At 60.5% G+C, this 22,535-nt stretch carries 22 protein-coding genes and 1 riboswitch; of the genes, 4 read left to right on the top strand and 18 right to left on the bottom strand.

Annotated elements, in window-relative coordinates; translation table 11 throughout:
• Positions 1–5: 5 nt before the first annotated feature.
• The 7 genes from CFR76_RS09225 to CFR76_RS09200 all read right to left on the bottom strand — a co-directional run bounded on the left by CFR76_RS09225 (position 6) and on the right by CFR76_RS09200 (position 6,869).
• Positions 6–503, bottom strand: coding sequence for a DUF4232 domain-containing protein (locus CFR76_RS09225; protein WP_110556876.1), 498 nt, complete (start codon positions 501–503; stop codon positions 6–8).
• Positions 500–988 carry a hypothetical protein gene (locus CFR76_RS09220; RefSeq protein WP_110556875.1) on the bottom strand — a complete coding sequence of 163 codons (489 nt, stop codon included), beginning with the start codon at positions 986–988 and terminating at the stop codon, positions 500–502. Before CFR76_RS09220 ends, CFR76_RS09225 begins: the two co-directional genes overlap by 4 nt.
• On the bottom strand, positions 985–2,367 hold the full coding sequence (locus CFR76_RS09215) for a voltage-gated chloride channel family protein (protein ID WP_110556874.1): 1,383 nt from the start codon (positions 2,365–2,367) through the stop codon (positions 985–987). Before CFR76_RS09215 ends, CFR76_RS09220 begins: the two co-directional genes overlap by 4 nt.
• 112 nt (positions 2,368–2,479) lie before the next feature.
• Positions 2,480–2,559: riboswitch (Fluoride riboswitch) on the bottom strand.
• 138 nt (positions 2,560–2,697) lie between these two features.
• Positions 2,698–3,639, bottom strand: a complete 942-nt coding sequence (locus CFR76_RS09210) for a 2-hydroxyacid dehydrogenase (RefSeq protein WP_110556944.1) — start codon at positions 3,637–3,639, stop codon at positions 2,698–2,700.
• 265 nt (positions 3,640–3,904) lie between these two features.
• Complete coding sequence (locus CFR76_RS17715) at positions 3,905–4,123, bottom strand: hypothetical protein (RefSeq protein ID WP_146222657.1); 219 nt, start codon at positions 4,121–4,123, stop codon at positions 3,905–3,907.
• A gap of 55 nt (positions 4,124–4,178) precedes the next feature.
• Entirely contained in the window at positions 4,179–5,273 is a 1,095-nt protein-coding gene (locus CFR76_RS09205) for an AraC family transcriptional regulator (protein ID WP_244191857.1), read from the bottom strand.
• 531 nt (positions 5,274–5,804) lie between these two features.
• Entirely contained in the window at positions 5,805–6,869 is a 1,065-nt protein-coding gene (locus CFR76_RS09200) for a glycoside hydrolase family 5 protein (RefSeq protein ID WP_110556872.1), read from the bottom strand.
• Between the two features lie 117 nt (positions 6,870–6,986).
• Here CFR76_RS09200 and CFR76_RS09195 point away from each other — a divergent pair, with 117 nt between their 5' ends.
• Positions 6,987–7,304, top strand: coding sequence for a hypothetical protein (locus CFR76_RS09195; protein WP_110556871.1), 318 nt, complete (start codon positions 6,987–6,989; stop codon positions 7,302–7,304).
• Positions 7,298–7,675 carry a hypothetical protein gene (locus CFR76_RS09190; protein ID WP_110556870.1) on the top strand — a complete coding sequence of 126 codons (378 nt, stop codon included), beginning with the start codon at positions 7,298–7,300 and terminating at the stop codon, positions 7,673–7,675. Before CFR76_RS09195 ends, CFR76_RS09190 begins: the two co-directional genes overlap by 7 nt.
• On the opposite strand, the gene CFR76_RS09185 is transcribed toward CFR76_RS09190, so the two are convergent.
• Positions 7,642–8,664, bottom strand: a complete 1,023-nt coding sequence (locus CFR76_RS09185) for a glycosyltransferase family 2 protein (protein WP_110556869.1) — start codon at positions 8,662–8,664, stop codon at positions 7,642–7,644. The two genes, CFR76_RS09190 and CFR76_RS09185, sit on opposite strands and share 34 nt — an antisense overlap.
• The gene (locus CFR76_RS09180) at positions 8,661–9,620 is read right to left on the bottom strand and encodes an NAD-dependent epimerase/dehydratase family protein (RefSeq protein ID WP_110556868.1); all 960 of its coding nucleotides are present in this window, start codon (positions 9,618–9,620) and stop codon (positions 8,661–8,663) included. The genes CFR76_RS09185 and CFR76_RS09180 overlap by 4 nt, the downstream gene beginning before the upstream one ends.
• A 105-nt stretch (positions 9,621–9,725) precedes the next feature.
• Between CFR76_RS09180 and CFR76_RS09175 the strand changes: the two genes are divergently transcribed.
• Positions 9,726–10,904, top strand: a complete 1,179-nt coding sequence (locus CFR76_RS09175; protein WP_110556867.1) for a Gfo/Idh/MocA family protein — start codon at positions 9,726–9,728, stop codon at positions 10,902–10,904.
• Here CFR76_RS09175 and CFR76_RS09170 read toward each other — a convergent pair.
• Positions 10,885–11,811, bottom strand: a complete 927-nt coding sequence (locus CFR76_RS09170; protein ID WP_167402095.1) for a glycosyltransferase family A protein — start codon at positions 11,809–11,811, stop codon at positions 10,885–10,887. The genes CFR76_RS09175 and CFR76_RS09170 overlap by 20 nt on opposite strands.
• 54 nt (positions 11,812–11,865) lie before the next feature.
• On the opposite strand from CFR76_RS09170, the gene CFR76_RS09165 reads away from it, so the two are divergent.
• Positions 11,866–13,284 carry an O-antigen ligase family protein gene (locus tag CFR76_RS09165; protein WP_110556865.1) on the top strand — a complete coding sequence of 473 codons (1,419 nt, stop codon included), beginning with the start codon at positions 11,866–11,868 and terminating at the stop codon, positions 13,282–13,284.
• On the opposite strand, the gene CFR76_RS09160 is transcribed toward CFR76_RS09165, so the two are convergent.
• From CFR76_RS09160 to CFR76_RS09125, 8 genes are all read right to left on the bottom strand, one after another.
• Positions 13,199–14,464 carry a lipopolysaccharide biosynthesis protein gene (locus CFR76_RS09160; RefSeq protein ID WP_110556864.1) on the bottom strand — a complete coding sequence of 422 codons (1,266 nt, stop codon included), beginning with the start codon at positions 14,462–14,464 and terminating at the stop codon, positions 13,199–13,201. The two genes, CFR76_RS09165 and CFR76_RS09160, sit on opposite strands and share 86 nt — an antisense overlap.
• Complete coding sequence (locus CFR76_RS09155) at positions 14,461–15,807, bottom strand: glycosyltransferase family 4 protein (protein ID WP_110556863.1); 1,347 nt, start codon at positions 15,805–15,807, stop codon at positions 14,461–14,463. Before CFR76_RS09155 ends, CFR76_RS09160 begins: the two co-directional genes overlap by 4 nt.
• Positions 15,807–16,466 carry a polysaccharide biosynthesis/export family protein gene (locus tag CFR76_RS09150; protein ID WP_167402094.1) on the bottom strand — a complete coding sequence of 220 codons (660 nt, stop codon included), beginning with the start codon at positions 16,464–16,466 and terminating at the stop codon, positions 15,807–15,809. The genes CFR76_RS09155 and CFR76_RS09150 overlap by 1 nt, the downstream gene beginning before the upstream one ends.
• 185 nt (positions 16,467–16,651) lie before the next feature.
• Complete coding sequence (locus CFR76_RS09145) at positions 16,652–17,254, bottom strand: phosphatase PAP2 family protein (RefSeq protein WP_110556861.1); 603 nt, start codon at positions 17,252–17,254, stop codon at positions 16,652–16,654.
• Positions 17,255–17,302: 48 nt separating this feature from the next.
• Entirely contained in the window at positions 17,303–18,454 is a 1,152-nt protein-coding gene (locus CFR76_RS09140; RefSeq protein WP_167402093.1) for an exopolysaccharide biosynthesis polyprenyl glycosylphosphotransferase, read from the bottom strand.
• Entirely contained in the window at positions 18,451–19,146 is a 696-nt protein-coding gene (locus CFR76_RS09135) for a WecB/TagA/CpsF family glycosyltransferase (protein WP_167402092.1), read from the bottom strand. The genes CFR76_RS09140 and CFR76_RS09135 overlap by 4 nt, the downstream gene beginning before the upstream one ends.
• 105 nt (positions 19,147–19,251) lie before the next feature.
• The gene (locus CFR76_RS09130) at positions 19,252–19,893 is read right to left on the bottom strand and encodes a P-loop NTPase family protein (RefSeq protein ID WP_110556858.1); all 642 of its coding nucleotides are present in this window, start codon (positions 19,891–19,893) and stop codon (positions 19,252–19,254) included.
• On the bottom strand, positions 19,890–21,257 hold the full coding sequence (locus CFR76_RS09125; protein ID WP_146222655.1) for a GumC family protein: 1,368 nt from the start codon (positions 21,255–21,257) through the stop codon (positions 19,890–19,892). The genes CFR76_RS09130 and CFR76_RS09125 overlap by 4 nt, the downstream gene beginning before the upstream one ends.
• Between the last annotated feature and the right edge of the window lie 1,278 nt (positions 21,258–22,535).

The following is a 22,535-nucleotide window of genomic DNA, read 5'->3' as shown; positions in this document are numbered from 1 at the left end:
TCAGTCTATTGCCGTGCTGGCCCTGCCTGCCACGGCTGCTGTTCCAGCGTGGGCGGCGCGCCGGACGGGGCGCACAGGCTGCGACCAAAAGGCTGTCGCAGCGCGCCCTTGCGCAATGGCAGCACCAATGTTGCCGGGGTGATGCAGTAACCCGGATCGAACGCATTGCCCGACACCCAGCGCAGGGCTGTCCTGACCTGCCCGCCCGGATACAGTACGCCGCCTGGCGCGGCCACGGTCCGCCGCCACTGGACCGGGATGGCGTGATGATGCGCATCCTCGAATGACAGCGGGCCGGATAAAGCCAGCGAACAGGCCCCCGGACCCGTATTGCGCAACACAAGCCACATTCCGCCGTGCATCATGCCATCAAACGCACCCTGTCCATCATCCAGCACCATGGCCATATGACGGGGCGCGCAATCCCGCGGCACACGGGCATGACCACAGGCCGGAAGGCAGGACAGGCCGAGGCTGATACCTGCCGCCAGCCACCGCATCATGGCCCGTCGCCCTGCCGTGTCGCGGGATTTACGTCAAAATGCACGACATGGCCGGTCGCGGGGTCAAGGTGGCAGGCCCATGCAAACGCCACCCAGCGCATGGGGCCTGTGGCCGGCATGTACTGGCCGCGCCCTTCTATCAGGGCCGGACTGACCACGACCTGACTGGCGGGGCGATCATCCTGCAGGAAGAAGCGGTGTGGCAGCGCGCCCCTGCGCACCAGCACCAAACGGGCTGCGTCCTGGCACAGGAAGGTGGTCATCCGCCATGCCATGTCCTGCCCCATGACACCGGGGCGCTCCCGCGCGGGCAGCGCTGTGATGCGCTGCGTCATGATCCGCTGTTCCGCAGGCGAAGGATGCGCGGCTTCCGTCGCCCATGCGCCAGGAACCGGCCCGATGCACAGCATCGCCAGCCACAGGCCGCCCATGGCCAAGGCGCGGCCCATGCGACCCGATGTGATTGTTGCGTGGGACAGGGTCATGGTGATGCCTTTTCGCCCGATGGGGCGGATGTGGTGGACGGATCCGGCCGATATCCCGCACGCGCCTGCCGCAGCGTCACGCCCGCAAGCGTACGGGCCGCGTACCGCTTGGGCACCGCGATACGCTGCGCCAGATAGATCCCTGAATGCCCCGAACAGACATAGGCCACGAAACAGCCCGTAGCGAAATAGACAATATCCGCCGCGCCAAACAGTTCAACCGCCATAAGCGTACAGGCCAGCGGCGTATTGGCCGCACCGGCGAACACGGCCACGAATCCCACCGCCGCCAGCAGGTCCACCGGCGCATGCAGGACACCGGACAGCGCATTGCCCAGACCGGCGCCGATAAAGAACAGGGGCGTAACCTCCCCACCCTTGAAGCCCGCCGCCAGTACCGCAACGGTAAAGACCAGCTTCCACGCCCATGCCAGCGGATAGTGCGCCGGACCGAAGAAATCGAGGATCGACGCGCCCCCATCCTCCGGGGCGACAATCCCCAGCCCCAGATAATCCCGTGACCCGCATACCCATACCAGCGCAATGGTCACGGCCCCACCAATGGCGGGGCGCAGCCACGGCGTGGGGCAGGTCCGCCGCAACACCGCCGCAACCCGGTGCACGGATTCCGCAAACAGCAGGCTGGCCAGGCCAAAGGCCACGCCCGCCACCACCACCTTGGCCAGCAGGATGATGTCGGCATGGAAAAAACGCCCATCCCGCCCGGCATAACCATGGAAGCCAAGGGTATAGGGCACATGCTCGATCCCCCATGCATGGCAGACCCAGTCCGCCACCGTGGCGGCAAGGATGACGGGAACCAGCGCGCCATATTCAATACGCCCTACCCGCAACACCTCCATGCCGAACACAGCCCCCGCAACCGGCGTGCCGAATACGGCGGCAAAGCCCGCGGCAATGCCGGATATCAGCAGGATGCGGATTTCATGCGGGTCGCGCAGGCGGCACAGCCGCCCGATCGCACTGGCGATACTGCCGCCCATCTGCACGGCCGTGCCCTCACGCCCGACCGATGCGCCGAACAGGTGGCTGACAACCGTCCCCACCAGCACCAGTGGCGCCATGCGCAGGGGCACGCCACCGCCGGGTTCGTGAATCTGGTCCACGATCAGGTTATTGCCCCCCTCCGCCGTGCGGCCAAACCAGTGATAGAGCAGGCCGACCGCCACGCCCGCCACCGGCAGGCCATAGAGCAGCCATGGATGGGACAGCCGCGTCCCCGCCGCCTGATCCAGCAGCCACAGGAACACCGCGCACGCACTGCCAACACATGCCGACAGCCCGGCCAGGATACACGCCCATTTCAGCAACACGGCCGCCACACGGCAGCCATCGCGCATGATTACGTCAATATTCATTGATATTCGCCAGACCCGGCTTTTTTCATGGAACAACAGGCCACGCCCCGGGCCTGCATGCGGACATGATATCTATGACCCTACACGGATTCCTCCCTTGTTGCCGCAATGGCATTGGGTAGGAATCATCAGCCCCCATGCAGGGGACGGTTCGACCATCATGGTCCGGCAGAGTCCATTGCCGTCCATCCTTGAAAGCCCGGATCGTGGCCACGGTCAAGCATGATGGCGCGACCGCCTGCGCTTTCCCTGTCCGGCCTGCGGTCACGCATCCACCCCGACCAACCGGGCACATGATGGTGCCGCGTCGCGAACGGATGCGTGATAGTTTCAGTACCCGCGGCCGGGATCGCACAGCAGCGCGGGACGTTCGTTGCGTTCCATCTGGCCAATGACATCCACGACATAACGCACCTGTGCCTCCCGCGAGGCTTCGGATGCCACATGCGGCGTAACCGTGATCCGTTCATGACGCCATAACGGATCCCCCGCCGGCAGGGGTTCGGGCACGGTCACGTCCAGCACCGCGCCGCCCAGCACCCCGTCGTCCAGCGCGCGGACAAGATCGGCCTGCACCACATGGTTGCCCCGCCCCACGTTAATCAGGCCCGCCTTGCGCGGCAACTGCTTCAGCAGGTCGTAATCAATCATGCCGCGCGTCTGCGTCGTGCTGGGCAGCAGATTGACCAGAATATCCACGTCACGCAGGAAATCGGGCAATGCGGCGTCACCGGCAAAGACGCGGATACCCGGCACGTCCCGCGCCGAACGCCGCCAGCCTGACACCACGAAACCGACATGGCGCAGGTGACGCGCCACATAAGCGCCCAGATGCCCCATGCCCATGACCCCCACCCGCGTTTCAGCGCAGGTGCGTGACACGCGGTTGTTACGCCAGACCTCCGCCGCCTGCTGCAGCGCCCATGTGCGGGCGTCCCGCAGCAGTCCCAGCGCCGCCCACAGGACATAATCGGCCATCAGGGCCGCCGTCTGGTCCCCCCCCATGCGAACCAGCGGGACATGGGCGGGAAAAGCAGGATCATCAAGCAGATGGTTGACCCCGGCCCCGGTGCAGATGATGGCCCGCAATCCCTTCATGCGGGCCAGATCAGCGGAGGACGGCGTCCAGACCAGCGCGTAATCATCCGCCCGCAATTCCAGATCTGGATCATACCACGAACAGGTTTCCAGATCCGGGGCGACATGATGGAAGGCTGCGCGCCATCCCGCCACGTTATCGGCCCCATCCGCGCTGATAATAAGCCGTGCCATCCACTCCATCTCCCTTGTTAACGGACCGTTCCCGCGCCATGGCCTGCCCGCCTGATTGCGGCAGGCATACCGCCGTGCCCGCCGTGTACGCCTGAGCGCCTTATGCCTGCCGCGTCCATTTGCAGCCAGCGGGCCAGGAAAACCACCAGTCCATGCACGACCGGCGTGCCATGCATCCGAGCGTTGTCATAACCACAAATAAAAATTCAATATTCCAGCAAGTTGAAACTCATCCTGTCATTAGAGACTGTTTGAAACAGTCAGATCATGATAGCGCTTTAAAATTAAAGAAAGTTTTTGGTGAAGCTTTTTGCAAAAGCTTCGAAAGAACGCCGCCTTTTTGAGAAAAAGGCGGCACCCAAAAACTTTTATTATTTTTTATCAATGATTTGTTTTCAAACAGCCTCTTAGAAATACGGTTTCCATTCATGATACCGACATGGTCATGTACGACAGCGGGACCGTTACGATAGGGGATGGGCATATTCCTGCAAGATATCAATAATGCGTAGTTTACTTTATATGCGTGCAAACCATGCCTATCCGTCCCGGCCCTCACGATAGGCGCCGGGGGTCACGCCGGTCCATGAGCGGAAGGCGCGGTGAAAGCCGGATACTTCGGTATAGCCAAGCGAAAAGCCGATTTCCTTGATGGAACGGTCACTGTCGCGCAGCATGGCCTGCGCCAGGCGGGCCATGTGTTCGTTGACCAGGTCCTGAAAGCGCATGCCCTCCAGCGCCAGCATGCGGCGCAGGGTCCGCGCGCCCATGCCCAGATCGGCGGCGACGACCTCCAGCGTGGGGCGCGCGGCATTTGGCGGGGTGCGGAACTGCGCACTTATGCTCTGTCGGACCCGTTCGACCATGCTCAGGCTGTGGTTGATCCGCGCCAGCATGTTTTCGCAGTAATCCGCCATCATGTTGGCCGCGATGTCATTCGCCATTTCGGGCATGCTGCCCAGATGGCTGCGACAGATGCGAATTGCATTTTCCGTGCATGAAAACCGTACCGGACAGGAAAAATACCGCATGTATAACGCCGCATGATCCGGTCGTGGCACCACCAGGCAGATTTCCGCCAGTTCCAGCCCGCTGGTTTCCAGCCATGCGCTCCAGTTGCCCAGCCATTCTTCCACCAGGTACAGCAGGGTGCGCGCGGGCAGTTCAGGCAGGACGTGCGCGCCGATCACGGCATGGCTGGCATTTTCCACCAGGTTCTGCCGGATGCGGATGCCATAGCCCAGCAGGGCCTGGTACCGGATGAAGCGACTTATGGCTTCCCGCCATGTCGGTGCACTGATGCAGGCATAGCCCACCACCCCGAAATCGGCTGCATTGATATGCCGCCCGGCCAGAAAACCCAGCCCCGGCAGCGTGACTTCCGTCAGGATGCTGTCCAGCAGGCGCACATAATCCCCGTACAGGATATGCGATCCCCCCTGCCGCAGGCCGGAGCGGTCAAGCCCGAAACGGGCCAGGATATGGGTAACGGAAACCCCGCGTGATTCCAGCACCTGCAACAGCTTGTTCAGGTGCATGCCTGGTATCCGTAACGCGAACTGCCCCAGTTCCGGGCTGCCCGCGGGCGGACCATCAACCGGGGGGGCGGCCATATCAGGACCGGCTGGCATCATCCGCATCCCCTGCCGCCCCGTTGCTGGCGGGCCGCCAACGCGAACGGAACCCGCACCGGATCGCGCCGATACACATAGCGGCGTCCCATTCCCTTATCCGTGTCACTCCTGTCCCTGCACTTCATGGGGCATGAATAACACCAACCCGCCCCTCCTGCCTATCTCCGCGTGCCGGCCCGTGCGCAGGGGAAACACTTCCCCTGCAAGGCGGGTACCTCACATGGACCGGGACATCGCCACGACGCCGGGTCAGGGTTTCCTGACTGGCCGGGCCGGGCCGGGAAATCACGGCCATGCCCGAAACGGGCCTGCCAGCTACCGGAGCGGCCGCCCGAAAACCCGGAGGGCGACGGAAATACTGCCGCGCAATGCTAAGTTCCTTTCCGACATCGCCCTGGCCGTGCGACGCCACACGTTGCCTGGCGCCCGGTCCCTGCGCCTCTGATCCGGCTGTGGCACTCCGTGCACCCAACGCGGACGGAAGCCGGATTTCATTGACCCCGCAGGTTAGCGGATCAGCATGAACGCACGTTACAGATAGTGTTTCAATACTGTCCATTGTGGTGGCATGACGCCATCGCGCGGTTCAAGCCCGTAAGGGTAGCCTACACCCAGATCCGGTCCCGTGCCCCAATAGTAAAAAGGCAGTTTTTCCGCCTTGCAGCAGGCTATGGTCTTACCAAGCACGGCCAGCCAGCCAGCATCGCCCGCGCGGTCGGGCGTGTCTCGCTGCCCTGCGCCACATTCGCCGATATTGCCCTGTCTGCCGTACTGCCGCAGCCAACGGATAAAGGGCTGCAACCTTTCCACACCCGTATTGTCCGACATCCTGCCATTGCTCACCTGGTCGCCCGCCGCGACCTCCTCATCCCAGAAATAATGCTGGCCGGAATTGTCACGATCCAGGTAGCAATGGGCGGAAAACACCAGGCGGTCCAGCGGATCATGGAGCGTATGCAGGTCCGGATTATTGATCGCCCATGCCTGTGCGCTGGAATGCCCGTACCCCTCGACATGCACCGGCAGATGATTGCCGGCGTTACGGATTGCATGAATGGCATTCTGCGCGGCGTCGACCCATGCCGCGGCCTTGGCCCGCAAGGTGTCCCCGTCCAGGTCGGAAGGCTCATTCATCAGGTCCCACCCGGCAACGCCTGGTGCATCATGCATGGCGGTTACAAATTTCATCCAGAAATCCGCAAACATCTGCGCCGTCAGGATACCGCCACCGAATTTCTGCGCCGTGCCGAATATCATCCGGCCACCGTAATTATGACATGGCTCGCACAGGACCGAAATGCCAAGCGCATGGGCCGTCGTGACCACGTTACGGTACTGGGCGACTGCCGCATCGTTCAACGGCCCCATGGGCCGGTCCTGAAAATGTTCCCACAGGCCGGGCAGGCGGATATGACGCACGCCCTGCGCGGCGTAGGTCGCCAGCATGGCCCGGGTCGGCGCATTGGGGGGATTGTCTTCCAGGCCCGAACAGTTCAGGCCGCAGTAGAATTCATGCCCTGTCGTCGCCCTGGCCGGAGCGGCAAGCAGCGCGGCCCCCATTCCCCCAAGAAACAGTCGGCGGCTGAACTGGTGCATGCAATTTCCCTTTGACAATCGACCATATGCTTCCCATTCCTTTGCCTAATGTGGTTTCATGGTCAACAGCCCGTCAGGTCCTCTGTGCACTCCATACCCTTTCTTGCCTGCCTTCGTATGATACGGCACACACGCCCGGCCCTGCGTGCGATGGTGGCAGCGGGCATGGTGGCCGGACTGGCGCTTTCCCCTGCCCCGGCGCACGCGGTATGTCGGTGGGTATGGGACTGCACCGAAGGCGCGTGCCGCCACATCCCGCAATGCGACAATAGCTATGACACCGTGCCCAATGAACCACTGGAAGTAACGCCCAACGCGCCGCTTTCCACCGACAACCCCCTTCCCCCCAATATCCTGCCCTTCAAGACGACACAGTGTGTTTCACGGCGGATATGCAGCCAGAGCGGTCAATGTTCATGGTACACAAAATGCTGATACGCGCCGCCCTCCCGGTGCTGGGCATCGCGGGATGGACCCTGGTCGCGCCCGTGGCAGCCCATGCCGGATGTATTGGTTCCCCCCGTTTCCAGATGTGTACCAGCACATCCACGGGCGATACCTACAATGTGACCCGCCTGGGCAAGATGATCGATATCGAAGGGATCAAGGCGGCAACGGGGCAGCCCTATACACAGCATTCCCTTGTCATCGGCCATACGACCTATACCGACGGGCTGGATGCACATGCGCGCCCGTGGTTCGAGACGCGGCATGATTTTACCGCGCATTCCTATACCATTGAAGGGACGGACCCGATCGACAAGCCGTTTTCCTATGTATGCGACAGCATATCCGGCTGTAACTGATCGGCTGGCCGGGCCTGTTCCATGTGGTACAATGGTATCCTGTTGCGCCACATGACCTTTCCTGCCGCCCCCGCCAGCAGCAGGACGGCATTCGCCATGGCGGGGTCCGGCCGCAGGCGGCCCGACACGAAGCGCGGCAACAGGATCACGATCCGGACCAGCGCCATGATGATCTGCACCGCCCCACGCAGCATGATATCCGCCGCGCGCACGACCGGACGGGCGGCATGCCGGACGTAAATGCCCGCATAGACCTGCCCCCCGCTATAGGCCCGCATGACCTGATATGATAGCTGCATGCGCGCGGGTGGTATGCTTTCCCATGCCTGCGCACACCCGCACCATACCAGCCGTCCGCCACGCCGCGCCACACGCAGGAAAAGGTCGAGGTCTTCCCCCCCGCACGCGCCAAAGGCAGGATCGAAGGGTTCCCTGTCGGTAAAGCAGGTTGCCCGCCGCCAGATGGACGAGGCCGTGCTGACCACAAACCCCCGTATGCGCCGCCGGCCATCAAGACCCAGCGGCGTGCCATCAGGGCGGTCCAGCACACGGGTATAGCGCGCGCCTTCCGGGTCCCATGCCGGGGGGCTTCCCCCGGCGAAACGCGGCCGCACCGGGCCAATCGCCACATCCGCCCCACTGGCCTGCAGGGTTTCATGCAGATGGCGCAGCCATGTCAGGCCAACTTCCATGTCATCATCCAGAAACGCCACGATTTCCGCCTGTGCCGCGGCGATGCCCGTGTTGCGCGCAACCGAGATATTCCCAGGCGCGGATGTCACGCACCGCACCGCAAACGGGGCCTGCGCATACCGTTCGGCAAGCCGTGGGGCATAACCACCCGTGCCGTTATCCGAAATCACGATTTCCGCCACCAGGCCGCTTTCCCTGATACTGTCAGCACAGGTGCCTACAGCACGTTCAAGCAGGCGGGGCCGGTTATAGGTGCAGATCACAATGGAAACTGTGGGGATGCCTGTCGTCATCATGCCATAATCCCATGGGAAGACCGGGCATAGGTAGCCGTAATGGCGCGCATTCCCTCATCCAGACCGACCTGTGGCGCCCACCCCAGCACCGTGCGGGCAAGCGTGGCGGGATAGGTCGCGCGCAGGCCAAACAGCACCATTTCACTATCGGCGGGCACCATATCCACCCATGCCGGGCAGTAACGCGGCGCAACCCGCCGGATCACACGGAAAGGAAGCGCTGCCAGCCGCCATATTTTCAACCGCGTGGCGGATACGGGAACCAGCGGGGGTTCGCCCGCGGCCAAGGCCATGTGGCGGAACCAGTCATTCCATGACAGGGTATCCGCGCCATTGATGTTGAACGCCATGCCAGCCGCCTGTGGAACATGCATGGCGGCAATCGCCGCGCGCGCCACATCCGCGACATGCACGGGATTGCATGTGCCCTCGCCTGCCACGCCAAATGTGCCCCACCATCCTGAGCGGATGCGACGGACCAGGCTTTCAACCCACAATGGACTGTCGGGGGCATATACAATCGTGGGACGCAGGCGCACCACCTCCACGCCCTGCGCCTGCAGGCACTCGGCTTCCGCCGCGGCCTTCCATGCGGCATACCCGTTTCCCGTGATGGCGATACAGGGTGTCGCCTCCGTCACGCTGCCCTGTGCCGCGCCATAAACCGCGATGGAACTGATATGGACCACGCGCCGCACGCCGCACTGCCGCGCGCATTCCAGCAGCATGCGTGTCCCCCCCACCGTTACGCGCCGGTCGCCAACCGCGCAATGGATGACCGCCTCGACCCCCTGCAGGGCCTGCATCACGGATGAGCGGTCCAGCAGGTCAAGATGGACACTGCCCGCCGCACCATCACGTCGGCCGCACAGAACGGTCGTGTCCGGCAACTGGCGCGCCATATGCGCGATATGGCCGCCCACAAAACCACTGGCACCTGTAACAAGTATTTTCATGGGATAAAAAACATGCAGCCAGAATGTTGGAGACCCTGTTTCAATACCGCCAAACGGGTATAGTCGACAATCAATTAAACACGGTATGGAAATGGTAAGGCGCCCATGAGGATTGCACTGGTTGGCTGCGGTTACGTCGCGGATATGTACATGCAGACGCTGCCCGGCCTGTCCGGCCTGTCGCTTGCTGGCGCCTATGACCACAACCCCGACCGCCTGCGGGCATTTTGCGAATTCCATGCCATTCCCGCCTATGCCAGCATGGAGGCCCTGCTGGCTGATGACAGCGTGCAGATGGTCGTCAACCTGACCAATCCGCGCTCCCACCATGCCGTCAGCCGCCGGGCGCTGGAAGCAGGCCGCCATGTCTATTCCGAAAAGCCCCTGGGCATGACCATGGATGAGGCCCGCGACCTGGTGGACCTGGCGCGGGCAAAGGGGCTGTGGCTGGCGGCAGCGCCGTGCAATCACCTGAGCGATGTGGTGCAGGCCATGGGCCACCTCCTGCGCACGGACAGCGCGCGTTTCGGGCGGCCGCTCATGGCGCAGGCGGAAATGGATGACGGGCTTGTCCCATTCCTGCGTCCTGAAACCTGGCGCAGCATATCCGGCGCGCCATGGCCCGCGCGTGACGAATTCGAAGTCGGCTGCACGCTGGAACATGCGGGATACCAGATCACGCCACTGGTCAGCCTGTTTGGCCCCGTGCGCCGGGTCACGGCCTACAGCACCTGCCTCCTGCCCGATAAGGTACGAAAGGTGGGGGGCAGTGTCATAAGCCCGGACCTGTCGGTCGGCATGCTGGAATTCGATGGCAATGTCGTCGCGCGCATCACCAACAGCATTATCGCCCCGTCCAGCCGCACGCTACGGGTCGTGTGCGAGCATGGCGTGCTGTCCATGGCGGATGTATGGGAATACCATACGCCCCTGCGCTTTTCCCCCACCGGCATGACATTGCCCGCGCGCCTGACACGCAAGGTGGAAAAATACCTCTCGCCCATCCTGCCCGGCCTGCTGCTGGGCCGTCGGCTGCCCGTGCGCCACGGCCGCCGCGTCCCGCGCACGCAGGGCGGGCATCATATGGATTTCAGCCGTGGCGTCGCACAACTGGCGGCACAGGTGGCGCGTCAGGCCACGGTCCGCATGGATGCGGCACTGGCGCTGCATGTGACGGAAGTCACCCTCGCGCTGCAGGACGGGGCACGCTCGGCAGGCGGGGTCACGATGCAGACCGACCTGCCACATGATCGCATGGCGGCGCCTATCGTCCCTCGGGAATGAAATCGAGGCCGGACAGGCCGATCTTGCCGATGCCCTTGTTCATCTGCATCCGGTATTTCATCCGTCCGGTCAATCGCCACAAGATGCCATAGACGACAGCCTGCCCCAGCCCGACCACGCCTGCCTGCACCGCGGCAAGCAGCGGATGCCTGCTGATGGACATGCGTCCCTGCAGTGAATGCCGCCCGCTACGCCGCACGCGACGGGCCATGTAGTCGGGATTCAGGCGGCCGGCTTCATTGAATTCCAGCACGCGCGCATCCGGGCACCATACAAGGCTACGCCCTTCAAGCGCCAGCCTGAGCAGCAGCAGCGTATCTTCACCCCCGCTGGCGCCACGCACTTCGTCGAAAGGATGGTCGCCCGCCAGGCAGGTATCACGGCGCAGCATCGAATTGCCGGTTCCCAGGCCACGGGGCTGTGGCGGCCACCAGCGCAGGGGATGGATGCGTGTATCGGGCGGCAGACGGAAATCCGTGGTGTAGAACGCGCCCGCCGGGTCCCATGACGGGGCATGCCCCCCTTCGAATACAGGATATTTGGGGCCGAACGTGGCATCCGCGCCCGTACGCTGGTGGCACGTGTAATGCGCGGCAAGCCAGCCGGGTTCCGGGGCTTCATCATCATCGACAAACGCCACCAGCCGCCCGCGGGCCGCGGCAACGCCGGCATTGCGCGCCGCGGCGATATTGCGTTCGCCAGCGATGACATGCCTTACGGGAACCGCCCCCCCCGCCAGGCGCGCCACCATGGGGGCGGCAAGCTGGTCGGGGTGATTGTCGGCGACGATGATTTCCCATACAACCCCGTCGGGCGCCTGTTGCCGCAGGCACGCCGCAAGCGTGCGTTCCAGCAGGGCGATCCTGTCATAACAGGGAATGACAATGCTGATTTCCGGCGTGGGCAAACCCAACTCCTGCCTCTATGATCTGCCAACAAGATGACTGGCTGGTGATATACAATGCAAGCCCCGCAAAAAAAAATAGCGGTATCGACCCCCCATGCCGGCAATGTTTTTCCCACGCCCGCGCCATGGATCAACAATCTTTCGCTCGTGCTGCTCTCGGCCATGCTGCTGTACACGATCATCGGCATTCCCGATTTCAATCGTGATGCCACGATTGCCGCCGCCTCGGATCATGTCAGCCCCCTCAACCGATTCATCTGGCTGATCCTGCTGGCGGGCAGCATGCCCGTGGCCATCATGCGCTGGCGGCTCATCGCGCGACTGGCCCTTGCATCATGGCCGCTCATGCTGGTCTACGTTTATTTCATCCTGAGTGTGACATGGGCGCTGGACCCGCCCATTGCAGGCCGCCGCATCATGTTCGCTTTCGTGCAACTGGCCCTGACCATGATCCTGCTGGCAGGGCTGCGCAAGGCGGCGACACTGCATGTCGTCATCGCCATTTCCTGCATCCTTGCCGCCGCCGCTGACATGGCGGTCTGGATCATCATGCCCGGTTACGCCATGACGCCGGAAGGGCTGGCGGGCCTGCAACTCCAGAAAAACCAGACGGGCCTGCTGATGATGTATGGCCTGCTTGCAACCATAAGTGGCATGTGGCTGCTGCGCACGCGGTGGCAGAAAAGCCTGGCGGTGGGGGCGATCGGGTTGATGCTGCTGCTGCTCGTCGCCTCCAAATCCAAGACCAGTGAAGCCATTGTCGTGGTCGTACCCTGCATAACCTATGGCTTGCGCTGGGTGTCCATGCAGCGCTTTCTTGTCCAGCTGCTTGTCTATACGGCCATCTTGACAATCATGCTGGGAAGCATGCTGAGCTATCTGGCGTGGTGTGGTGCGACCGGTATCGATCCGTTTCTGCCGCTACGGGGCATGACATTTACCAGCCGTACGGACCTGTGGTCCTTCATGCTGGGCGAAATTGCCCGCCGCCCATGGCTGGGGGCCGGCTTTTCCTCCTTCTGGTCCATTGATCCCGCCATTCAGCCCAGCCTGAAAACCGATATGTGGTTTGGTGAGGAAGCGCACATCAACGAAGCGCATGAAGGCTATCTGGACCTGCTGGCGACGGGGGGAATCATCGGATTCGTGCTGGGGATCAGCACGCTGCTGTACTACCTGTTGATGGCGATCCGCATCCAGAAATACATGCAGCCCGGCAGCCAGGCATGGCGGACGGGACTGCTCAGCGCGCCGACCGCCTTTTTCTACCTGTGTTTCCTTGTGGCGCTTGTTATCCACAATTTCACGGAATCCAACCTGTTTTCCAATAATTCCCTGCTTGCGGTCGCCCTGTTCATCGCCATCATCGACATGGAAAAATGGCGGATCAGTTGCCCGCGCGCCCATCGGTATGCGGTGCCCGCGCGGGGGCCGTCGCCACACCCAGCGCACGCAGTGCCAGCGGCAACATAAGGAGGCACTGCGCCAACTGCCCCGCCATGGTTGCCGAGACCACCCATGGAAAAGACAGATGCGCCACGATCACCCCCCCCATGGCCATGCATGTCACCACAGCGCCGCCCAGGTCAACCAGCGCCAGTATCCTGTATTTACGCATGGCCAGCATGGTACAGTTCAGTGCGGTTACCGCGCCACCCAGCATGACATTGCCCATCCACAGATACGGCACGATCCCCACGCTGTCGTAACGGTCATGGTACAGCGTATGCGCAATCCAGTGCCATCCGCCAATCACCATGAAGGACCAGATCATGCTGCCAGCGGCGCAGCCCAGCGTGCCAAGTGTCGTCATGCGCACGATCCTGTGCGCCTCGCCCCTGTCCCACATCTGCGACAGGCGCGGCAGGCCCACGGACATCCATGCGGCACTCAGCATCCATGCCGGACGGATGGCAACCTGCACCGCAGTCAGCAGGGCCAGCGCCGCCGTGCCATACCAGCCCGCCACGACGAAGCTGTACAGCCGGTTGATCAGTTCCGCAGACCCCGCGCCCAGCAGCAGCCAGCCCGAACTGTGCAGGTAATGCAGGTTGGGCCTGATTGCGGCCCAGCGCCACAATGGCGTCATTCCCCCCGCCAGATACAGCAGCATGCCAGTCGATACGCCGCCATAGGCCAGCGCGGTAAGCAGCAGGCTGCGATCGACCGTTACAGGATGTCCGGCGGCATGGTCCGCCCCCAGCAGGCAGACAGCCAGCAGCAGTATCCCACCCGTCAGAAACATGGCCAGGCGGGTACGCTGGCGTGAAAACGCAAACGCGCGGACATACTGGAACAGGAGAAACGATGGAATGAACACCGCCGCCGCACTGGCATAAAACGGTGACCCATATGCCCGCATGCCACAGCTCAGCCCGTAGATGCCGGCCATGGTCAACAGGAGAAACAGGATCTGCACGCTCAGGAACAGCCGTTCCACCTGCGTACGTTCCGGGCCGTCTTTATGCGGTATGGTCAGCAGATGGGATGTAACAAGCGTGGCTTGCGCCGACCCCAGTATCCACGCAATGGCAAGCCAGAAGGCATAGACACCATACGCTGTCTGCGCCCCGTTGCGGGCCATCCACATATTGATGAAAAAGGTCAGCAGGGAACCAAACGCCTGCTCGGCAAAAGACAGCAGGAAGTTCATGCACCCTGCTCGGGCTGGACATCACGCAGGGGCATCCCCCAGTCCGGGCGGGTCGGGCGCAGCCCCATCACCCACCGATAGACCTCCAGCGTCTGCCGGGCCTTGTGATCCCAGGTAAACAGGGTCTTCACCCGTTGCATGGCGGCCTGTGAACGGGCACCGAGCTGGCCCGGATCAGCCACTATGGCGTCCAGCACCTGCCGCAGGGCCTCAACAAGCGCCTGCTGCGGCAACAGGGGCAGCAGGTAGCCGGTCTGCGGGGATGTCAGTTCCGCCGGTCCGCCATAATCCACCACGATGGGCACCACACCCATCGCCATGGCCTCCAGCACGACTGTGCCACCAAATTCATGCACGGACGGGAAAGCCAGTATATCCGCCTGCCGCAGATGCCCCGCCAGTTCCGGATGCGGGGTCTTGCCAGCAAAGCGCACCATGCCCGCGCACCCTTCGTCCGCCACCATGGCCCGCAGGCGCGCTTCCTCCGGGCCGAACCCGATGATTTCCAGCGTCATGCGTCCGGCCCGCAACAGGGGCGCAATGGCCTCGATCAGCATGTTGCAGCCCTTGTACGGCACCAGACGCCCCAGAAAGACGACATGCAGCGGGCGGGCGGCATATGATTGCGCTGTCCGTGTCGGCGCATCGGGAAAACGCGTCGGGTCAATCCCGTTTTCAGGAACATAGACGGCCCGGTCGCGCCATTTACGGTCCAGATCGCGCAATGCCGAACGCCCGCCCACCATGATCGCGGCGGCATCCCTGCGGGTGGAGCGTGCCCATGGCATGTATTTGTACAGACCGCGAAAACGCGATATCCATTCCCCTTCGCGCGTCTGCAGGGAGGGATATTCCTTCGGCCATGGCAGGCCGCCATTGATCGGCCCCAGCACGAACGGAATGCCCGCCCGCCGGCACCGTGCCGCGATCAGGCTGGGTACCGCGGGACTGAGCGGGGTCAGGCGATGGATTATGTCAAAACGCCCGGCCTGCCGGCCACGGCCAAAGCGCCGCCATGCCTCATGTTCCAGCAACAGGTAGGACGGGATGCTCAAGGCGGTCAGCATGGCCCATCCCTTGTTGGGACCACTGATCCATTCGACGGCACGGGCCATGGGCCGCACCAGCGCCTCGGTATCGATCGCGGTATAGTCCCGCCCTTCCACCAGTCCGGCACGGTCCAGCGCGGGACGGTTGCGCGAGCGGGTGACAAGATACGTATCGGCAATGCGGGACAGGGCCTCGTAATGCGACCAGCCCACCAGTGGAATGCTTTCCCATTCCGGGTTACACGATTCCGCAATGATCAGGACACGCGGCCTGAATGACCCTGCCCCGCCCATCAGTAAAACATCCCGTTGGCACCGGTATTAAGGTTAAGCGTCCTGTTCATCGGGATGGCCTTGTTCAGATACTGGTCGATAAACAGGTCAAACGACGCAATATCGGATTTTGTCACGTATATCATGTCATTGGGCTGGAGCAGCACGTTATCCTTGGCATCGGCATAACCGATATAGCGCTTGAGGTTGATCCGCCGCAGCATCGGCTTGCCATCTGAACGATGGCGGATCAGCACGACGCGCTCCAGGCTGCCGGTTTCAATGACGCCGCCCGCGGCCAGCACGGCCTGCAGCACATTGGTCGGTCCCTTGAGGTCGATCACACTCTGCGTCTTGACTTCACCACCGACATAGACCCGTGCCGAACCATAGCTGTTGACCAGCACGTCAACCTGCGGGTCACGCAGGATGCTGGCATAACGCAGGCGGATGCGGGCGTCGAATTCCTCGACCGTCTGTCCCGCCGCCATGACCGGCCCCAGCAACGGCAGGCTGATGCGTCCGTCCGGCCCGATTGGCAGGCTGTTGTTGTTGAGTTCGGGGTTAAGCATGTACCGCAGCGCCAGGTTGTCCCCCGCTTCGAGCGGATGCACTGGCGGCTCATCGACCCATGGCACGAATTCCGCGGCCCGCTGCGGATGGATGGGGATATGCTGCACACAACCTGCCAGCAGCAGGCAAATACAGAAAGCCACAGGCCGATGGAAAATAGACATCAGATTTTTACATGACCATGAAAGGCGAAGAGGCAGTACGCCGCCCCGCTGGGGTAAGGCAGGAGGACATCTCCTGCCCGCGAGCAACAATGCAGGGACAGCCAGTCAAAAATTCAGCCCCATGTGCATTACAGATGTGTTGGAAACAGCTCTTCGGGGGAAAAGACGTGTCGTATCGTTACTTCCGCCCCCATGTGAAAACCATGAAACAGCATGGCGATGCACAGGACGCACGGCAACAGGTAGCCCCATAACGACGGCGGCACCGGCCCGCATTTCATGCCCAGCGCCATTCCCCCGATACACCCGACCAGGGCGCCGACGATAACCTCGCCCATGGTATGGGCCTGCAACTGCAACCGGGTGTACCCAATGACCAGCGCCACGACCAGCAGGGGCACCAGCATGGCGACGGGATAACGCACCAGTTGCCGGCGCAACAGCAGGACCAGCAGCCCCCCATACGCCACGCATGCCGACGCGACATGCCCGCTGGGGCTTACGACCACGCCCTGTGTCAGCCAGGCATAGTACAGCCCCGCGATCTTGAGCAGCAGCATGGTCCCCAGCGTCAGGCCGACCACTACGCTCCATACATACATGCCCTGCCACCATCCCCGCAGACCCATGATGCAGGCAACCGTCAGCACCACCGGCAGAATATCGGCCTGATCTGCAAAATCGGTGACGTAATCGATCATAATGGAAAGGATGGCCCCATCTTGTTCCATAGCCACATATCATGGACCAGGCGGCACGACCAGAATCATGACGCCCGATCAAAACGCATTTTCCCTGCGGAAGAAAACGATCCAGACACTTTTGATAATAATCCGGATATCCAGCCATAAGGACCAGTGCGCGACATAAGTCAGGTCGTATTCCACCCTGCGCCGTGCCGCTTCCACCGTGGTCAGCGGCCCCCGGCTGCCATTGACCTGCGCAAGGCCGGTAATGCCGGGCCTTACGCGGTGCCGGGCGGAATAGCCCTCCACCACATGTTCATACGGCCGGCCACATACCTCCATGGCGACGGCATGGGCGCGCGGACCGACGATCGACATCTGCCCCATCAGCACATTGACGAGCTGCGGCAGTTCATCAAGGCTGAGATTACGCAGGTAGCGTCCCACCCGCGTCACGCGCTGGTCCCCACGCACTGTCATCTGCCGGCCACTCAGGTCTTCCTGATCGGTGTACATCGTCCTGAATTTCAGGACATTTATGATCTCGTTATTGAAGCCATAGCGTTTCTGCCGGAAAAATACCGGGCCATGACTGTCAATCCTGATCAGCAGCGCGATGACAAGGAACAGCGGGGCCAGCATGACCAGCGCCAGCAGGGAGATGATCTTGTCTTCCGCCAGCTTGACGATGTCACGCCAGCCATCAAGGGGGCGTTGGCATACGGGCAGCAGGCACATGCCAAAATCGGCATTGAAATCATCGCCTATAAAACCGGGCGGCAGGATATCCATCGCCAGCCGCAGTTCGGTCGGCAGGATGATAAGGCGGGCCAGCAGGTCGCGCATGCGCTGGCGTTCCATGTCTTCCAGGGCAAGAACGATCATGTCGGGCAGGCTGGCATGGCAGAAGGCCAGCAGGTCGCTGACATCACCATCACATCGCCACTCGCCGGCCCCCTGCTGGCATGAGAACTGGCCCACGACCCTGTATCTGTCAGCCCGTGCCCGCAGACGGGCGACAAGCCGGGTGACCATTTCCATATCGCCAACCAGCACAATCCGCCGGGGACGATTATGGAACAGGCGCCGGCGGGACACCCAGGCGGCGACACCCCGCCCCGGCGCGTTTGCCCGTGCGGCGCCATCGGCATCGGCTACGGGCATGCAGGGCACGCGCCCCGCGCCTCCCGATACCGGAAGGGGGCAGCCCGGGTCATATGGTGGGGGAGCAGAACGGTCCGTCATGTCCTGCCCTGCGCTATATCCTTGCACATGGCGCGCAGGAACCCTGCGGCAGATACCGCGTACCGCCATGCCAGGCGACGCGGTTCCTGCAATATGCGCCACAGCCATTCCAGATTGGCGGCCTGCACCCAGCGCGGCGCACCCCGCACCAGCCCCAGCGCCACCTTGACACCCTGGCCAATGCACAAGGCCCAGCACGCCGGCAGCAGGGCACGGTAGCGCCCCACGAATACCTCGCTTTGCGGCGCGCCAACGCACAACAGCAGTATGGTGGGGGCGAATTGTGTAATCTCGTGCGCCAATTGGCGGCATTCCGCGTCATTATCGACAAAGCCACAGGACGGGATAATGGTCCTGACCGCATGCGTCAGACCATTGCGCCCGGCCCATGATACCACGGCATTCTGGGTTTCCTGATCCGGCACGACAAGAAAAAGCCGCTGGCTGGCCAGACGGGCGGGATCAGCAAGCAGGGCTTCCACGATACCCCGTCCGGTTACCCGCCCGATTATGGGAACCCGCCGCATGCGCGCATAATAGTACAGTGGGAAACCATCGCACGTCACGATACGGGCCGAAGCATAAGCACGGCGGAAATCTTCATTTTTTTCAAGTAATGAAATATGCTGGATATTGGGCGTAACAACAAGCTGCACGCCATCGTCCGGTTTGCAGACGGTTGAAAGCACCATGGATGCAACACCCCGTTCCGTCAGCATATCAAAATGCAGACCAAATACTTTTTTATCAATATTTATCATTTTATTATCTTCGCTATATAATTTTTTGTGTTTTATTTACATTCTGTCATAAACAATCTTGGGGACATGGAAACGGCGACGGTTCAGGATCGCACCATCCACATTGCCCCCTATTTCGGCAATCTTGCGCTGCAGGACCGCGACTTCGTGCTGAAGGGTATGTTCCGCCGAAATAACAATCAGGCAGATATCGGCGTAGGGAACGAAGTTGAGCGCAATGGGCGAAACCCGGGGTGTCGGGGTATCACAGACGACCAGGTCGAATTTTTTCCGCGCGGCCTGCAGCAGCATCACCCAGTCCACTGTCTGGACAATGACCGACGAATCGGCAAAGCCCACACACAGCCTGTCGTCGTGATACCGCTTGAAGCGGAACCATGGCGGGAAGTCCTTGCTCTGTTCCCACTGGGCCGGATCATCCATGCCCGGGAATACGGCCTGCTGTTCATCATCCAGCGCCCCCACGCACAGCAGTAGCGTCTTCATGCCCTGACCGAACGACGTGATAATGGAGAGATCCTGCGCCATGGAGGAGACACCCTCACCACCGTGAGGCCCCACCATCTGCAGAATGCAACTTTTGCCACTGGCAACCGGTATGAGATGCGTCACCTGCGCGGCAACTTCTTCCAGCATGAAACGCGGCAGCAGGACAACGGGCCGGGTCTGGTTGCTCATTTCCGCAGCCTCACCAGCAGCCATCCAGCCCATTGTTTAACCAGCGCATCCGTGTGCGGCGATATCCATGTGGGCGCAGGCGCACCGGCATCCATCACGCTGGCAATGACCGGCATGCCGGTACGGCGCTCGACATCGAACGGGGTCAGGAAAACCTGCTGCGTCAGCAGGCGGGCCGCCAGCATGATCACGGCTGAACCGAAGCCTACGATCAGGCCAAGAACCAGGATGACAAACCGCAAGCTTCGCCCACCTGCCGGGGAAGCCGGTGATTGAATAATGCGGATATTGGCGTCATTTTCCGGATTAAGTTCGGCCGCCAGACGGGTTTCTTCCGCATTCTGGGCAATGACGCGATAGCTCTGCTCCAGCACATCGCGGGTCCGTTGCAGGGCATGATACTGCCCTGACAGCGAGACGAGTTCGTCCGAACGTCCCTGCAGCCCATTGAGTTCGTCGCTCAGGCCATCAAGCTTGGCCTGAAGGCCACGCAGGCGGGATGTCAGCAGAAGATTCTGCTGGAACAGTTCGTTATAAACCGTGTTGATACCCGTACGCTGCACCACGGTTTCGCGCGCAGGCGTGCGGTGCAGGCTGCCCTGCACCATGTTGATCTGGCGCTGCACATTGCGGACGAGCGCATAGTCATTCTGGTAACGCCCCTTCAGATCCGCCTGCTGGATCTGAAGCTGCGTCAACCGGTCCGTCAGCATCTTGTGTTCCTGCGAAATATCGGTTTCCTGATAGATCAGCGACTGCGCCGGAAGATCCTGCAACGCCTGGACCAGTGTCGCGCTCTGCGCCTTCAGGTTCCCGATTTCACCTGCCACGCCTTCCTTTTCATCGGCGATTTCGCTGATGCGGTGAAGCAACAGGACAGTCTGTTCCTTCAGGTCGCTGATCTGGTGCGCTTCCTGGAAGGCAACGAGATTGTCTTCTGCCGCCTTCAGTTCGTTCGTGATGTCCTGACGCGCCTTTTCACTGCCAAATGTCACATGGCGCTGGAAAATTTCAGCACGATCGGCCAGGTATTCGTCAATAATGGCGGATAACGTATCAAGCGCTACCTGGCGGTCATTATTGCGCAGTTTCAGTTCGATCACGTTAGCCTGCGGCACCGCGGCAATGGAAAAGTCCCGCAGCAGGCGCTGGGCCGCAAACGGCAGTTCTTTCCTGTCCTTGCCCCGGAATGACGGGTAAACCACCCGCACGCCCAACTTTTCCAGGGTATGCTCGATCAGGGACTGGCTGTTCAGGATCTCCAGTTCGCCCTGCATGATTTCATTACGGTCAAGCGCAATGTCGTTACCCGTATCCCGCGCACCGGGGTGAAAAACGTAATCATTACTGTATAGAACCAGCAATTTGGCCTGGGCGACATAAGAGGTATGCGCCTTAAGCGCGAACAGGACACCAAAAGCAACAGGAATTGCAAACGCAAAAGCTACGGAACGCTTATAATAAAACAAGCCCACCGCGGCATCGCGCACATAATCCATTGCTGAAAACGTCGGCAATGTTGCTTCCGCTTTCTTCATTTAGGCTCTTACCTTATCATCATTTAATTAGTTATATTTTTTGTTTATTTTTAATTACTGCAAATTTCAACGCAAAGACATAAAGATGCCTTTTGATTGCCACATTGTTAAGCTACATATGATATGTATCTAAAGTCTGCAAGATGGTATCTGAACGGTAAACATTATTTTTCATATATATGCTACATTTTGCCTAAATACCGTTGGTTTAAGAATATGTTCCTACCCTCATCCATAGTCAGTCAGGTAATACGCCCTTCCACTACAGCACTATGTTTTTCAAAATATATACGATATGATACCCCTGCCGCTTGCTGGCATTGAATTTTTTCCAGCCATGCTTTACCGGGAGCGCCGCCCCAATTATCACTCTTTCCACAAAACCGGATGCCGAATAGCCATCGGCCATCGTTTGCCATGCCGTCCATTACTATCGTGCGGGATATGATGCGAATCCACCTGGTCCCTCCGTCATCATCCACCATGATGACCTGTCACAAGACAGTCGCTCCTTTCCGCCTTCGTGCAACAGGCAACAGGATATGAGCACCGCAGTCCAACCCGGCGCCAGAAGCATGACGATGATACGCGCGATATCATCGCAGCCGGTCACAGCGCACGTCCATGCGACAAAGAAAGATACCAAACTCCATTTAAACAATGAAGTCATCGCATGATACGACTTTGGAATATATGGTGTAGACCATAAGAAGTTATTTGAAACCAACCCATTGATAAAAAACAATAAAAGTTTTGGGTATCGCCTTTTTCTTAAAAAGGCGGCGTTCTTTCGAAGCTTTTGCAAAAAGCTTCACCAAAAACTTCCTTTAATTTTAAAGCGCTATCACAAGTTGACTTTTCAAATAGTCTCTAAGATATACTGACACAAACTGAGAGACTTACTGTAATATTATATCATGAAATTACTTTTGAATGACAAACATTTTTTGTAAAAATTTCTGCAAATGACCGGAGAAAAATTATATAATAGTTATATTTCTGCTCATTACTTAATTAATAAATAACAGAGAATGAACAAAAATATTTTATTTATTTAATAACTTTACTATAAAAATTATATACAAATCACAAGTATGTAGTCAG

The sequence above is a fragment of the Komagataeibacter swingsii genome (genome assembly GCF_003207895.1).
Classification (GTDB): Bacteria; Pseudomonadota; Alphaproteobacteria; order Acetobacterales; family Acetobacteraceae; genus Komagataeibacter; species Komagataeibacter swingsii.
This window is presented reverse-complemented; position numbering and strand designations above follow the sequence as displayed.